Genomic DNA, 13322 nt, shown 5'->3' with positions numbered 1-13322 from the left:
AGGTAAAACAAAGATGGTACAGGTGAGAGTGCACCAGCCGGTCAACACCGACGGCAGTATCAATCTCGAAGCATGGTTGGACCATGTGGTAAGCGTCGATTCGGCACTGGATCGCGCAGCGCTGAAAGAGGCCTGCGAGTTTGCCCATGAAGTCGAGATAAAGGGCAACCCGGCCAAGCATTCCTGGGCGGACGGTACGTCCAGCTTCCAGGCGGGCCTGGAGATCGCCGAAATCCTCGCCGACCTCAAGCTCGACCAGGATTCCCTGGTGGCGGCGGTCATCTACCGCTCGGTGCGCGAGGGCAAGGTGACCCTGGCCGAGGTCAGCCAGCGCTTTGGCCCGGTGGTGTCCAAGCTGATCGACGGTGTGCTGCGCATGGCTGCCATCAGCGCCAGCCTCAGCCCGCGCCAATCGCTGGTGCTGGGTTCGCAGGCGCAGGTCGAGAACCTGCGCAAGATGCTTGTGGCCATGGTCGACGACGTGCGCGTGGCACTGATCAAGCTGGCCGAGCGTACCTGCGCGATCCGTGCGGTCAAGGCCGCCGACGACGAGAAACGCCTGCGTGTCGCGCGCGAGGTGTTCGACATCTATGCGCCGCTGGCGCACCGCCTGGGTATCGGCCACATCAAGTGGGAGCTGGAAGACCTGTCCTTCCGCTACCTCGAACCCGACCAGTACAAACAGATTGCCAAGCTGCTGCACGAGCGCCGGCTGGACCGCGAGCGCTTCATCAGCGAGGTGATGAACCAGCTGCAGAACGAGCTGCTGGCCACTGGCGTCAAGGCCGACATCAGCGGCCGGGCGAAACATATCTATTCGATCTGGCGCAAGATGCAGCGCAAAGGCCTGGAGTTCAGCCAGATCTACGACGTGCGGGCGGTCCGCGTGCTGGTGCCGGAAATCCGCGACTGCTACACCGCGCTGGGCATCGTGCACACCCTGTGGCGGCACATCCCCAAGGAGTTCGACGACTACATCGCCAACCCCAAGGAGAACGGCTATCGCTCGCTGCACACCGCGGTGATCGGCCCCGAGGGCAAGGTGCTGGAAGTGCAGATCCGTACCCACGGCATGCACGAGGAAGCCGAGCTTGGGGTTTGCGCCCACTGGCGTTACAAAGGCACCGACGTCAAGTCCAGCTCCAACCATTACGAAGAGAAGATCTCCTGGCTGCGCCAGGTGCTGGAGTGGCACGAAGAGTTGGGCGATATCGGTGGCCTGGCCGAGCAGCTGCGGGTCGACATCGAGCCGGACCGGGTCTACGTGTTCACCCCGGACGGCCACGCCATCGACTTGCCAAAGGGTGCCACGCCGCTGGACTTTGCCTACCGCGTGCACACCGAAATCGGCCACAACTGCCGCGGCGCCAAGATCAACGGGCGCATCGTGCCGCTCAACTACAGCCTGCAGACCGGCGAGCAGGTCGAGATCATCACCAGCAAGCACGGCAACCCCAGCCGTGACTGGTTGAACTCCAACCTGGGCTACGTCACCACCTCGCGGGCGCGGGCCAAGATCGTGCACTGGTTCAAGCTGCAGGCGCGCGACCAGAACGTCGCTGCCGGCAAGACCTTGCTCGAACGCGAGCTCAGCCGCCTGGGCCTGCCGCAGGTGGATTTCGAGCGCCTGGCCGAGAAGACCAACGTCAAGACCGCCGAGGACATGTTCGCCTCGCTCGGTGCTGGCGACCTGCGCCTGGCGCACCTGGTCAACGCCGCCCAGCAGTTGCTGGAGCCCGAGCGCATCGAGCAGATCGAACTGGTACCGCGCAAGCCTACCGGGCCGCGTACCGGCAAGCGTGGCGACATCCAGATCCAGGGTGTCGGCAACCTGCTGACGCAGATGGCTGGCTGCTGCCAGCCGCTGCCGGGTGACGCCATCGTCGGCTACATCACCCAGGGCCGCGGCGTGAGCATCCACCGCCAGGACTGCGCCTCGGTGCTGCAGTTGGCGGGCAAGGAACCGGAGCGCATGATCCAGGTCAGCTGGGGGCCGATCCCGGTGCAGACCTACCCGGTCGACATCGTCATCCGTGCCTACGACCGCCCGGGCTTGCTGCGCGATGTGTCGCAAGTGCTGCTGAACGAGAAGATCAACGTGCTGGCGGTGAACACCCGCTCGAACAAGGAAGACAACACCGCGCTGATGTCGCTGACCATCGAGATTCCAGGCCTGGATGCGCTGGGGCGCCTGCTGGGGCGGATCTCGCAGTTGCCGAACATCATCGAGACGCGGCGTAATCGTACCCCTTGATAATCTGGATTGGGGCCGCTGTGCGGCCCATCGCCGGCAAGCCAGCTCCCACAGGTACTCCGCAGGCCTCAAGCTCTGTGCAATACCTGTGGGAGCTGGCTTGCCGGCGATCGGGGGCAAAGCCCCCGCCGAGGAATAGCTGACCATGACCTACACCCTCGAAGACCTGCTGCACCTCATGGCCCGCCTGCGCGACCCGCAGTACGGCTGCCCGTGGGACCTGAAGCAGAACTACGCGAGCATCGTCCCGCACACCATCGAAGAGGCGTACGAGGTTGCCGACACCATCGAGCGTGGCGACTTCGAGCACCTGCAAGGTGAGCTGGGCGACCTGCTGTTCCAGGTGGTCTACTACAGCCAGCTGGCCCGCGAGGAAGGGCGTTTCGAGTTCGACGGCGTGGTCGACAGCATCACCCGCAAGCTCATTCGCCGTCACCCGCATGTATTCCCCACCGGCGAGCTGTACGCGCCGGTGGACACCCCTAGCCTGAGCGAGGCCCAGGTCAAGTCACGCTGGGAAGAAATCAAGGCTGAAGAGCGGGCGGAAAAGAGCCAGCCCGAACAGCTGTCGCTGCTCGACGACGTACCAGCGGCATTGCCGGCATTGTCGCGGGCAGCCAAACTGCAAAAGCGCGCGGCCACGGTCGGTTTCGACTGGCCTGCGGCATTGCCGGTGCTGGACAAGGTCCGCGAAGAGCTGGATGAAGTGTTGCAGGCCATGGCCGACGGCGATGCCGATGCGCTCGAGGATGAAATCGGCGACCTGCTGTTTGCCGCCGTCAACCTGGCCCGCCACCTCAAGCATGACCCGGAACACGCCCTGCGCCGTGCCAATCGCAAGTTCGAGCGGCGTTTCCGCTTCATCGAACAGGCATTGCGCGACAGTGGCCGACCCATCGAAGATTGTAACCTTGACGAACTGGATGCCCTTTGGGGTGAAGCCAAACGTCAGGAAAAGAACCTGCCCAGCTGCGGCTGAGCTGTTGCATAAGTGAGTGAACATTCATGAGCCTTTCCCTTCGCGACCAATTGCTCAAAGCCGGTCTGGTCAACCAGAAACAGGTTTCCCAGGCCAACAAGGCCGAGAAGAAACAGAAACGCCTGGAGCACAAAGGCCAGGTCGAGGTGGACGACAGCCAGCAGCGCTTGGCCAAGGAAGCCATGGCCGAGAAAGCCAAGCGTGACCAGGAACTGAACCGCCAGCAGCAGGAAAAAGCCGAGCAGAAGGCCCGCGCCGCGCAGATCAAGCAGTTGATCGAAGCGACTCGCCTGCCGAAGCTGAGCACCGAGGACTACTACAACTTCGTCGACGACAAGAAGGTCAAGCGCATTGCCGTCAATGCCTTGATGCGGACCAAGCTGAGCAATGGCGCGCTGGCCGTGGTGTCGTTTGCCGGCGGTTACGAGGTGATCCCTCGTGAGGCGGCGGTGAAGATCCAGGAGCGCGACCCCAACCGTATCCTGTTGCTGAATACCCATGTCGAGGAAGCGGACGAGGACGACCCGTACGCCGCCTACAAGATCCCTGATGATCTGATGTGGTAACCACGAAAAACCCCGCCTTGGCGGGGTTTTTCATTTGAAGATGGGTCATTGCGTGGCGCGCTGGTTTTCCAGGTTTTCCAGCTCTGTACGGTACTGGTGTGCTTCATGTTCGTTGTGGAACATCCCCACCAGCTGGCCCTGTTGATGCACATCCCAGATCCGCACACCAGCGGCCAGGCCTTCGTGGGACATTTTCGATTCGTCGCGTTCGGTTACTTGGACTGTCATCGTTAAACTCCACTGCTTCAGTTGGCTGCGACACTGTGTCGCACAACCTCTTTATAGAGTTTGTTAGCAGGCTAAGTAAATAAAACCGGCATGAAACAAGTTTCATGGAAGCTGAAAGGTGTATTGCCTGGGCTGGCCCTATCGCCGGCAAGCCAGCTCCCACAGGTACTGCACAAGGGCTCAGGCTCTGAGGTCCCTGTGGGAGCTGGCTTGCCGGCGATAGGGCCGGTACAGACAGGCCAGAAACGTCAGGCAGAAAAAAGCCCCGCACAAGGCGGGGCTTCGGATGCTGCCGGCAGCGCTGGCTCAGTTGCCCTTCACCGGCTTGCCATCGACCGTGCCATCCTGCAGCACGATCACGTATTCCTTGCCATCGGTCTCGACCTGGCGCAGTTGCACCAGCAGGTAGTCCCAGTTCTTGGCGAACCACAGCTCGGTGATGCGCTTGCTCTGGCTTGGGTCGCGCACGCGCTCGACCTTCACCGCATCGACCTGGCCGGTCTTGGTAGTGACCTTTTCGGTGCCCAGCACGCGGAAGTCGTAGGTGTCGATCTCGTCACCGTCGACCACCTGGTAGGTCATGCTCTTCTTGCCGGCGGCCACGTCATGCTGCAGGGCTAGCTGGTAGGACGACTTGTCCAGCACGCCACGGTTCAGCGGCAGGCTGATGGCATCGCCACGGTCGCTGCCGGTGACCTTCTTGCTGTTCCAGTCGAAGGTCAGGTCGACCTTCTTGGCCTTGCCCAGGCCGCCACGCTCGAAGTGGTACTTCTGCGGCAGCAGGGTGTCGTTGTCCAGGCGCAGGGTGCTTTGCTCGGTCAGGCTGGCGATCATCATGGAAGCCTTGAAGTTAAGGTCCCAGGTACCGTTGGCATTCTTGACCAGGCTGCGCTCGGCGGTGCCGCTCATGGGCAGTTGCTTCCAGTCTGCGGTATAGCTGGCCGAGAAAGGCTTCAGATCAGCTGCCTGGAGGGGCAGGGCGAGCACGGCGAGAGCCAAGAGCAGGGCGCGACGCATAAATTCTCCTAGGATCGAATCAAGTGACCGCTGGCCGCCAGGGGCTGGCCATCCAGTAATGCACCCTGTTCGCCAAGGCGCAAGCGCCCTTCGGCGAGCCAGCGCACCGCCAGCGGGTAGATCAGGTGTTCCTGGCGGTGTACCCGCTGGGCCAGGCTTTCGACGGTGTCGTCAGACGCCACCGGAACCACAGCCTGTACGACCAGTGGGCCGCCATCGAGTTCCTCAGTCACGAAGTGTACGCTGCAGCCGTGCTCGGCGTCGCCTGCCTCCAGCGCCCGGCGGTGGGTATGCAGGCCCTTGTACTTGGGCAGCAGCGACGGGTGGATGTTGAGCAGGCGGCCCTGGTAGTGGCGCACGAAGTCGCCACTGAGGATGCGCATGAAACCGGCCAGCACCACCAGGTCCGGGGCGAAAGCGTCGATGCGCGCCATCAGCGCGGCATCGAAGGCTTCACGGCCGTCGAACTGGCTGTGCTCGAGCACGACGCTGTCGATGCCGGCCGCCGCGGCGCGTTGCAGGCCGTAGGCATCGGCGCGGTTGGAAACCACCGCACGGATGCGCACCGGGCTGTCCTGGCCTTGGCAGCTGTCGATCAGGGCTTGCAGGTTGCTGCCGGAGCCCGACAGCAGTACCACTACATTGCAGGTCTTGCTTGGCATCAGTGTGCCTTGAGGTTCTGCAGCTCGACCTGGGCAGCGCCCTCGGCGGCTTCGGCGATGTGGCCGATCACCCATGGCTGCTCGCCAGCGGCGCGCAGTTCGTTCAGGGCAGCTTCTACCTGATCCTGGGCAACGCAGATGACCATGCCGACGCCGCAGTTCAGCACGCGGTGCATTTCATGCTCGTCGACGTTGCCTTTTGCCTGCAGGAAGTCGAACACCGCCGGGCGCTGCCAGCTGGCCACGTCGATGACCGCCTGGGCGTTGGCCGGCAGTACGCGCGGGATGTTGTCCAGCAGGCCGCCACCGGTGATGTGGGCCATGGCCTTGACCGCGCCGGTGTTCTTGATCAGTTGCAGCAGCGGCTTGACGTAGATGCGGGTCGGCGCCATCAGCAGGTCGGTCAGCGGCTTGCCGTCCAGCTGGGTGTTCTCGATGTCGGTGGCGGACACTTCGAGGATCTTGCGGATCAGCGAGTAGCCGTTGGAGTGCGGGCCCGAGGACGGCAGGGCGATCAGTGCGTCGCCGGTGGCAACCTTGGAGCCGTCGATGATCTCGGCCTTTTCCACCACGCCGACGCAGAAGCCGGCCAGGTCGTAGTCTTCGCCTTCGTACATGCCAGGCATTTCGGCGGTTTCACCACCGACCAGCGAGCAGCCGGCCAGTTCGCAACCGGCACCGATGCCGGTGACCACGGTGGCGGCCACGTCGACGTTCAGTTTGCCGGTGGCATAGTAGTCGAGGAAGAACAGCGGCTCGGCGCCGCACACTACCAGGTCGTTGACGCACATGGCGACCAGGTCCTGGCCGATGCTGTCGTGCTTGTTCAGGTTCAGTGCCAGGCGCAGCTTGGTGCCGACGCCGTCGGTGCCGGAGACCAGCACCGGCTGCTTGTAGCCGGCCGGGATCTCGCAGAGGGCGCCGAAGCCGCCCAGGCCACCCATGACTTCAGGGCGTGCGGTGCGTTTTGCCACGCCCTTGATGCGTTCGACCAGTGCTTCGCCGGCGTCGATGTCTACACCGGCGTCCTTGTAGCTCAGGGAGGGTTGCTTGCTCATTGATCCAGGCCTTTAGGAGGGAGGGATTCTTAAAAACGACCATGACGGCCAAGGCCGGCTGGTAAGCGGCGGCTGCCTGAAACGTCAGTGGTCTGTGAAGGCGCGCGATTTTATCAGGGTTGCCGGGCAGCGGCCATCCTCAGGCCGACGGGCAGGTGCCGAAAGCATTAAAAAAACATCCTTTCACGGGCCGCGACTGGTTGCCGCGCGGGTGGCTGTATAAGGTATAGGAAAGGTGGCAGGCAGAAATGCCCGGTGCCACGGAGCATTTCTTGCCCGTGGCGGTCACAGCCTGCAGGCAGCGCCCCGTCGCTCCATGTGTTCTGGACAGGAATCCTCCATGCGTCTCTTCAATATTCTGGCAGTCGGTTGCCTGGCCCTGATCTCGGCCACTGCCCAGGCTGAAAGTGTCTCCGGCCTGTACCAGGTGCGCGAACCGGTATCCGGGCAGGGCGCCGAAGCCCGTGCCGCGGCTACCGCCCAGGCCCTCGATACCCTGGTAACGCGCCTGACCGGCGACCCCAAGGCAGCGCAAAGCCCGGCATTGGCCGGGCTGCGCAAGGACCCGCAGCAAATCATCAACCAGGTCGCCAGCGAAGCCGGGCCACCCGAGTCGGTGCTGGTCGAGTTCGACCCTGGCAGTACCGAACGGGCCTTGCGCAAGGCCGGCCTGGCCTTGTGGGGCAGCAACCGCCCCTCGATCCTCGGCTGGTGGCTGAACGACAGTGCCGAAGGCAGCAACCTGGTCGGTGACGGCCAGGCCAGCGCCCAACCCCTGCGCCGCGCCGCCCAGCACCGTGGCTTGCCGTTGCGCCTGCCGCTGGCCGACCTGCAGGAGCAATTGGTGGCCAATGCCGAGCAGATCGAAGGCAGTGACCCTGCGGCGTTGCGCGAAGCCTCAGGGCGCTACGGCGCCGATGCCTTGCTGGCGGTGCATGCCCGGGAAGCCGACGGCAAGTGGCAGGGCAAATGGCAGCTGTGGCTGGGCGACCAGCGTGAACAAGGCACTGCCGAAGGTGCCGACCCGGCAGCACTGGCCGACGCCGTGATGCTGGCGCTCAGCAGCCGCCTGGCGCCGCGCTACGTCACCCGCCCGGGCGCCAGCAGCCAGTTGCAGGTGCAAGTGCAGGGGATGAACCTGCAGCGCTACGCCGAGCTGGCCCGCGTACTCGAACCCTTTGGCCCGCGCCTGCAGATGGCCGAAGGCAGCACCCTGACCTACGGCGTGACCGCCAACCGCGAACAGCTGCGCGCCCAGCTTGGCCTGGCCAAGCTGCAGGAAGTACCGGTAGAGCAGGCGCCCGCTGTGCAGCCCCCTCCAGCTCCGGCAGACGCTGCCGGCGCTGGGCAACCAGTGCCGGCCCAGCCAGCACCCAAGCCGTTCGACGGTTTGCGTTTTCGCTGGTAAGGGGAGCACACCGTGACCGACGTACGTCGTTGGATCTGGCTGGGCGTTGCCCTGCTGGTCGCCGTGCTGCTTTACAGCCTGCACAATATTCTTACCCCGTTCCTGGTCGGCATCCTGCTGGCCTACCTGGCCGACCCGCTGGTCGACCGCCTGGAGCGCCTGGGGCTGTCGCGCACCTGGGGCGTGGTTGTGGTTTTCGGCCTGTTTACCTTGCTGTTGCTGGCCTTGCTGCTGGTATTGGTGCCGCTGCTGGCCAAGCAGCTGGTGCGCCTGTACGAACTGGCGCCGCAGATGCTCGACTGGCTCGAGCACGTGGCGCTGCCCTGGGTGCAGAGCCGCCTGGGCCTGGCTGACGGCTTCTGGAAGTTCGACAAGATCAAGGCCGCCATCGGCACGCACATGGGCCAGACCACCGATATCGTCGGCGTGCTGCTGTCCCATGCCACCGCATCGAGCCTGGCGCTGATGGCCTGGCTGGCCAACATGGTGCTGATCCCGGTGGTGGGTTTCTATCTGCTACGCGACTGGGACCTGATGATGGCCAAGCTGCGTGGCCTGTTGCCGCGCCATCGTGAGCCGCAAGTGATGGGACTGGCGGGCGAATGCCATGAAGTGCTGGGGGCGTTCGTGCGCGGGCAATTGATGGTGATGGTGGCCCTGGGCATCATCTATTCGGCCGGGCTGATGCTGGTGGGGCTGGAACTGGGGCTGCTGATCGGCATGCTCGCCGGGCTGGCTGCCATCGTGCCGTACATGGGCTTCATCATCGGTATCGGCGCGGCCTTGGTGGCTGGCCTGTTCCAGTTCGGCGGCGACCTGTACCCGATGCTGGGCATCGTCGCGGTGTTCATGGTCGGGCAGGCGCTGGAAGGCATGGTGCTGACCCCGCTGCTGGTCGGCGACCGTATCGGCCTGCACCCGGTGGCGGTGATCTTCGCGATCCTGGCCGGCGGTGAGCTGTTCGGCTTTACCGGGGTGTTGCTGGCGCTGCCGGTGGCGGCGGTGATCATGGTGCTGCTGCGGCATGTACATGACCTGTACAAGGAATCGGACATGTATGCAGGGGATATCGACCCGGAGTTGTGATCCCGGGGCCGCCTTGATGCCGGCCAGTTAAGAAAATTGGGGCCGCGTTGCGGCCCTTCGCGGGCTTGCCCGCTCCCACAAGTGTGTCGCTGAGCCCATGATTTGCGCGCCCCCTGTGGGAGCGGGCAAGCCCGCGAAGGGCTGCAAAGCAGCCCCAAAACAGCCAAAAAAAATCGCAACTCGTTGATTTTACTTGTGCTATCCGCTGCCGTGATTGTGCGCCCCGCGCTGCGGGTATAGACTTTGCACATTGTTCACCAAAGGCCCCCTGCGGTCCTGTCGACCGCCCGCGAGCATGAAACCACCGATCCAGTTGCCCCTGGGTGTGCGCCTGCGCGATGACGCCACCTTCATCAACTACTATCCGGGCGCCAATGCCGCGGCATTGGGCTACGTCGAGCGGCTATGCGAAGCCGACGCCGGCTGGACCGAGAGCCTTATCTACCTGTGGGGCAAGCAAGGTGTTGGCCGTACCCACCTGCTACAGGCCGCCACCCACCGCTTCCAGCAACGCGGCGAGCCAGCCGTCTACCTGCCACTGGCGCAATTGCTCGATCGTGGCGTAGAGCTGCTCGACTACCTGGCCCAGTACGAACTGGTGTGCATCGACGACCTGCACGTGATCGCCGGCAAGGCTGACTGGGAAGAGGCCATGTTCCACCTGTTCAACCGCCTGCGCGACAGCGGCCGGCGCCTGCTGCTGGCTGCCTCGGCATCGCCGCGCGAACTGCCAATCAAGCTGCCCGACCTGAAGTCGCGGCTTACCCTGGCCCTGGTGTTCCAGATGCGTGGCCTGTCCGACGAAGACAAGCTGCGTGCCCTGCAACTGCGTGCTTCGCGCCGTGGCCTGCACCTTACCGACGAAGTCGGTCACTTCATCCTCACCCGCGGCGCACGCAGCATGAGTGCGTTGTTCGACCTGCTCGAACGTCTCGACCAGGCCTCGTTGCAGGCACAACGCAAGCTCACCATCCCGTTCCTCAAGGAAACCCTGGGTTGGTAACCCCGAAAACGCTGGGCCAGAGCGGCAAAACAAAAAAGTCACATCTTTTTCGATAAAATTTGCAAATGGCCATGATAGAGGGCATAGTTTCACCCTTCTAAAGGATTACAGACACGGTCGTGCCCATGCTGAAGCGCTTCGCACCCCTCGTGCCACTCGCACTCGTGACCCTGCTTTTTGGCTGCGCGGCCCAAGGCCCAGCTTCTCATTCAGAGCCGCAGCCCCAGGATCACTCCCCGATCGCCGCACAATCGGCGTTCAAGGCCAAAGCCTCGTCCTCGTCGGTATTCGGCGAGCCGGAAGAGCTGGCCACCGAAGATGACCTGGAGGCTTTCTCCAGCAGCAAGCCTTATCAGTTGCCAGCTCTGGCTGACAGCATTCTCGAGCGCGGCATGTCGCTGATCGGCACCCGCTACCGCTTCGGTGGTACCTCGGAGAAGTCCGGCTTCGACTGCAGTGGTTTCATCGGCTACCTGTTCCGCGAAGAGGCGGGCGTGACCCTGCCGCGTTCCACGCGTGAAATGATCAACGTCGATGCCCCGAAAGTGGCCCGCAACAAGCTCAAGCCAGGTGACCTGCTGTTCTTCAGCACCAATGGTCGCGGCCGCGTCAGCCATGCCGGCATCTACCTGGGTGACAACCAGTTCATCCACTCCAGCAGCCGCCGCAGTGGTGGCGTGCGCATCGACAGCCTCGGTGACCGCTACTGGAGCAAGACCTTCATCGAAGCCAAGCGTGCCTTGGCCATGGCGCCGACCACCAATATTGCGCGCAACTGATAGCAAAATGATATATCCTGCCGCGGCGGCGATGCTTTGAAAAAAGCTCGCCGCCGTGCGCATTTATAGAAAGCGTCTAATCTAAATTCTCAATTCTTTTCGGCTGCGGCCCAGCGGACTCAGACAGGATGTTCTGGCCATGGTAAAGATGGCGCGCTTCGCATTTCTCTCCTTGGCAGCCTTGCTGGCTGCCTGCTCCAGCCGTGCGCCTGCGCCGGCCCCTGTGGTACAGCCGCAGGTAACCTATAGCCAGCCCAGCCCTTCGCCGATTGCCGATGACGTGCTGATGCGTGCTATCGGCCTGGTGGGCACGCCTTATCGCTGGGGCGGCAACACACCGGACTCCGGTTTCGATTGCAGTGGCCTGATCAAGTACGTCTACCGTGATGCTGCCGGCATCAGCCTGCCGCGTTCGACGCGTGAGATGATCGTCATGCGCGCGCCAACCGTGGATGCCAAGTCGCTGCAGTCCGGTGACCTGGTGTTCTTCGCCACCAGTGGCGGCTCGCAGGTCAGCCATGCTGGCATTTATGTGGGGGAAGGGCGCTTCGTGCATGCACCCTCCAGCGGCGGCACCGTGCGCCTGGACTACCTGTCCAACAGCTACTGGGCCAAGGCTTACCTGCAGGCCAAGCGCGTCATTCCGCAAGGGCATCTGGCGCAGAACCCCTGAGGACAGGCGGGGCTTTGCTCACCCGCCAGACCACGTTGCCGACATCATCGGCTACCAGCACGCCGCCACGCCCGTCGGTGATTACGCCGACCGGGCGCCCTTGGGCCTTGCCATGCTCATCCAGAAAACCGGTAAGCAGGTCCACAGGCTTGCCCGAGGGTTTTCCTGATGGGTCGAACGGCACGAAAATCACCTTGTAGCCACTGTGTGGCTTGCGGTTCCAAGACCCGTGCTGGCCCACGAATGCACCTTGTTCGAAGGGCGGTGGTAGCCCATTCGGTTCGGCGAATGCCAGCCCCAGCGATGCCGTGTGAGGGCCCACGGCGTAGTCGGGCACCAGCGCCTGGGCTACTTTTTCAGGCGCTGGCGGTTGCACGCGCTCGTCCACGTGGCGGCCGTAGTAGCTGTAGGGCCAACCATAGAAACCGCCGTCCTTCACGGAAGTGATGTAGTCCGGTACCAGATCGCTACCGATCTCGTCACGCTCGTTGACTGCCGTCCACAACGCGCCGCTGTGCGGCTCCCAGGCCAGGCCGTTAGGGTTGCGCAGGCCGGTGGCGAACAGGCGGTGCTGGCCGCTGGCGGGGTCCACTTCCCAGATCGCGGCGCGTCCCTGTTCCTTGTCCATACCGTTTTCGCCTACGTTGCTGTTGGAGCCGACTGTCACGAAAAGCTTCTTGCCATCGGGGCTGGCGATGACGTTCTTGGTCCAGTGGTGGTTGAGCGGCCCGCCTGGCAACTCGACTACCGGCTGGCCTTCATTGCGAATTTGCATGGCACCGGGCTCGTAGTGAAAGCGCAGCAGCCTGTCGGTGTTGGCGACGTAGAGGTCCTTGCCGACCAGGGCCATGCCGAACGGTGAGTTGAGCTCTTCGATGAAGGTCGTGCGGATTTCAGCTACGCCGTCGTGGTCGGCATCACGTAGCAGGGTAATGCGGTTGGCGCTGGGCACACCTGCACCTGCCCGCTTCATCACCTTCTTCATGACCCAACCGCGCAGGCCCTTGCCATCTTCGGGTTTGGGCGGGGCATTGGTTTCAGCTACCAGCACGTCGCCGTTGGGCAGCAGGTATAGCCAGCGAGGGTGGTCGAGCCCGGTGGCGAACGCTTTCACCTGAGTGCCTGGTGCTGCTTCGGGCTTGGCGTCCTGGGGCCAGCCCACTGCCGGGGCGATATTCACGGTGGGGAGGGTGGTCTTGACCGGAGCAGGCAGCTGGGGGGTTGGCCCACTGCCGTCGAGTACATTCAGCAGGGCGGTTTCGCCGCAGGCAGTCAGGCTGGCAGCCAATAACCAAGGCATCAGGTGTTTCATGGGCGGGCATCCTCCTAAGAAGGCCTATGGAACTGAGAGGTCGGCGACGTTCGCCGGGTTCCCGGGAACCATCCAACTGCCGTTGCCGTTGCCGTTGCCGTTGCCGTTGCCGTTGCCGTTGCCGTTGCCGTTGCCGTTGCCGTTGCCGTTGCCGTTGCCGTTGCCGTTGCCGTTGCCGTTGCCGTTGCCGTTGCCGTTGCTTTTGCTTCTAAGCGCGCGATAGTTCAGGCGCCGCCGATTGCGACTTCAGGAGGCCGAGCGAAGGGACTGCGGAGGGAGGTGACGGGCATGGATGCC

At 63.5% G+C, this 13322-nt stretch carries 14 protein-coding genes; 9 read left to right on the top strand and 5 right to left on the bottom strand.

The annotated features are described in order from the left end of the window. Positions 1–13: 13 nt before the first annotated feature. The 3 genes from relA (at position 14) to CAG34_RS25675 (ending at position 3799) form a co-directional block, all read left to right on the top strand. Positions 14–2254 carry a GTP diphosphokinase gene (gene relA, locus CAG34_RS25690; RefSeq protein WP_085593188.1) on the top strand — a complete coding sequence of 747 codons (2241 nt, stop codon included), beginning with the start codon at positions 14–16 and terminating at the stop codon, positions 2252–2254. A gap of 145 nt (positions 2255–2399) precedes the next feature. After that, a complete protein-coding gene (gene mazG, locus CAG34_RS25680) occupies positions 2400–3233 on the top strand; it encodes a nucleoside triphosphate pyrophosphohydrolase (RefSeq protein ID WP_025338013.1) in 834 nt (277 codons plus the stop codon). A 26-nt stretch (positions 3234–3259) separates the two neighbouring features. Continuing rightward, complete coding sequence (locus CAG34_RS25675; RefSeq protein ID WP_025338014.1) at positions 3260–3799, top strand: DUF2058 domain-containing protein; 540 nt, start codon at positions 3260–3262, stop codon at positions 3797–3799. A 45-nt stretch (positions 3800–3844) separates the two neighbouring features. Here the strand turns inward: CAG34_RS25675 and CAG34_RS25670 are convergent, their stop codons facing one another. From CAG34_RS25670 to purM, 4 genes are all read right to left on the bottom strand, one after another. Further along, positions 3845–4027, bottom strand: coding sequence for a hypothetical protein (locus tag CAG34_RS25670; protein WP_003257734.1), 183 nt, complete (start codon positions 4025–4027; stop codon positions 3845–3847). A gap of 306 nt (positions 4028–4333) precedes the next feature. Next, positions 4334–5044, bottom strand: a complete 711-nt coding sequence (locus tag CAG34_RS25665; protein WP_025338015.1) for a DUF3108 domain-containing protein — start codon at positions 5042–5044, stop codon at positions 4334–4336. A gap of 8 nt (positions 5045–5052) precedes the next feature. Beyond that, on the bottom strand, positions 5053–5706 hold the full coding sequence (purN, locus tag CAG34_RS25660) for a phosphoribosylglycinamide formyltransferase (protein ID WP_085593184.1): 654 nt from the start codon (positions 5704–5706) through the stop codon (positions 5053–5055). After that, positions 5706–6764: a phosphoribosylformylglycinamidine cyclo-ligase gene (purM, locus tag CAG34_RS25655; protein ID WP_085593182.1), complete on the bottom strand. Its 1059-nt coding sequence runs from the start codon at positions 6762–6764 to the stop codon at positions 5706–5708. Before purM ends, purN begins: the two co-directional genes overlap by 1 nt. A gap of 340 nt (positions 6765–7104) precedes the next feature. On the opposite strand from purM, the gene CAG34_RS25650 reads away from it, so the two are divergent. The 5 genes from CAG34_RS25650 (at position 7105) to CAG34_RS25625 (ending at position 11713) form a co-directional block, all read left to right on the top strand. After that, complete coding sequence (locus tag CAG34_RS25650; RefSeq protein WP_085593180.1) at positions 7105–8172, top strand: DUF2066 domain-containing protein; 1068 nt, start codon at positions 7105–7107, stop codon at positions 8170–8172. A 12-nt stretch (positions 8173–8184) separates the two neighbouring features. Then, complete coding sequence (locus tag CAG34_RS25645; RefSeq protein WP_025338019.1) at positions 8185–9258, top strand: AI-2E family transporter; 1074 nt, start codon at positions 8185–8187, stop codon at positions 9256–9258. A gap of 295 nt (positions 9259–9553) precedes the next feature. Further along, positions 9554–10261: a DnaA regulatory inactivator Hda gene (gene hda / locus CAG34_RS25635; RefSeq protein WP_015269238.1), complete on the top strand. Its 708-nt coding sequence runs from the start codon at positions 9554–9556 to the stop codon at positions 10259–10261. Between the two features lie 125 nt (positions 10262–10386). Beyond that, on the top strand, positions 10387–11040 hold the full coding sequence (locus tag CAG34_RS25630) for a C40 family peptidase (protein WP_084785065.1): 654 nt from the start codon (positions 10387–10389) through the stop codon (positions 11038–11040). 139 nt (positions 11041–11179) lie between these two features. Continuing rightward, positions 11180–11713, top strand: coding sequence for a C40 family peptidase (locus tag CAG34_RS25625; RefSeq protein ID WP_013971371.1), 534 nt, complete (start codon positions 11180–11182; stop codon positions 11711–11713). Here CAG34_RS25625 and CAG34_RS25620 read toward each other — a convergent pair. Further along, positions 11679–13025, bottom strand: coding sequence for a sorbosone dehydrogenase family protein (locus tag CAG34_RS25620; protein ID WP_085593178.1), 1347 nt, complete (start codon positions 13023–13025; stop codon positions 11679–11681). The two genes, CAG34_RS25625 and CAG34_RS25620, sit on opposite strands and share 35 nt — an antisense overlap. Between CAG34_RS25620 and CAG34_RS28735 the strand changes: the two genes are divergently transcribed. Then, a complete protein-coding gene (locus tag CAG34_RS28735; protein WP_143516542.1) occupies positions 13024–13248 on the top strand; it encodes a hypothetical protein in 225 nt (74 codons plus the stop codon). The two genes, CAG34_RS25620 and CAG34_RS28735, sit on opposite strands and share 2 nt — an antisense overlap. The last annotated feature ends 74 nt before the right edge of the window (positions 13249–13322 follow it).

The sequence above is a fragment of the Pseudomonas sp. B14(2017) genome, assembly GCF_002113255.1.
GTDB classification, from domain to species: Bacteria; Pseudomonadota; Gammaproteobacteria; order Pseudomonadales; family Pseudomonadaceae; genus Aquipseudomonas; species Aquipseudomonas putida_Z.
This window is presented reverse-complemented; position numbering and strand designations above follow the sequence as displayed.

What these genes read in the sequence shown, in the direction of transcription:
- CAG34_RS25630 (WP_084785065.1), top strand. Translation starts at nt 10,387, where the DNA reads ATGCTGAAGCGCTTCGCACCCCTCGTGCCACTCGCACTCGTGACCCTG.
- CAG34_RS25665 (WP_025338015.1), bottom strand. Translation starts at nt 5,044, where the DNA reads ATGCGTCGCGCCCTGCTCTTGGCTCTCGCCGTGCTCGCCCTGCCCCTC.
- CAG34_RS25625 (WP_013971371.1), top strand. Translation starts at nt 11,180, where the DNA reads ATGGTAAAGATGGCGCGCTTCGCATTTCTCTCCTTGGCAGCCTTGCTG.
- CAG34_RS25675 (WP_025338014.1), top strand. Translation starts at nt 3,260, where the DNA reads ATGAGCCTTTCCCTTCGCGACCAATTGCTCAAAGCCGGTCTGGTCAAC.
- mazG (WP_025338013.1), top strand. Translation starts at nt 2,400, where the DNA reads ATGACCTACACCCTCGAAGACCTGCTGCACCTCATGGCCCGCCTGCGC.
- hda (WP_015269238.1), top strand. Translation starts at nt 9,554, where the DNA reads ATGAAACCACCGATCCAGTTGCCCCTGGGTGTGCGCCTGCGCGATGAC.
- purN (WP_085593184.1), bottom strand. Translation starts at nt 5,706, where the DNA reads ATGCCAAGCAAGACCTGCAATGTAGTGGTACTGCTGTCGGGCTCCGGC.
- relA (WP_085593188.1), top strand. Translation starts at nt 14, where the DNA reads ATGGTACAGGTGAGAGTGCACCAGCCGGTCAACACCGACGGCAGTATC.
- CAG34_RS25620 (WP_085593178.1), bottom strand. Translation starts at nt 13,025, where the DNA reads ATGAAACACCTGATGCCTTGGTTATTGGCTGCCAGCCTGACTGCCTGC.
- CAG34_RS25650 (WP_085593180.1), top strand. Translation starts at nt 7,105, where the DNA reads ATGCGTCTCTTCAATATTCTGGCAGTCGGTTGCCTGGCCCTGATCTCG.
- CAG34_RS28735 (WP_143516542.1), top strand. Translation starts at nt 13,024, where the DNA reads ATGGGCGGGCATCCTCCTAAGAAGGCCTATGGAACTGAGAGGTCGGCG.
- purM (WP_085593182.1), bottom strand. Translation starts at nt 6,764, where the DNA reads ATGAGCAAGCAACCCTCCCTGAGCTACAAGGACGCCGGTGTAGACATC.
- CAG34_RS25670 (WP_003257734.1), bottom strand. Translation starts at nt 4,027, where the DNA reads ATGACAGTCCAAGTAACCGAACGCGACGAATCGAAAATGTCCCACGAA.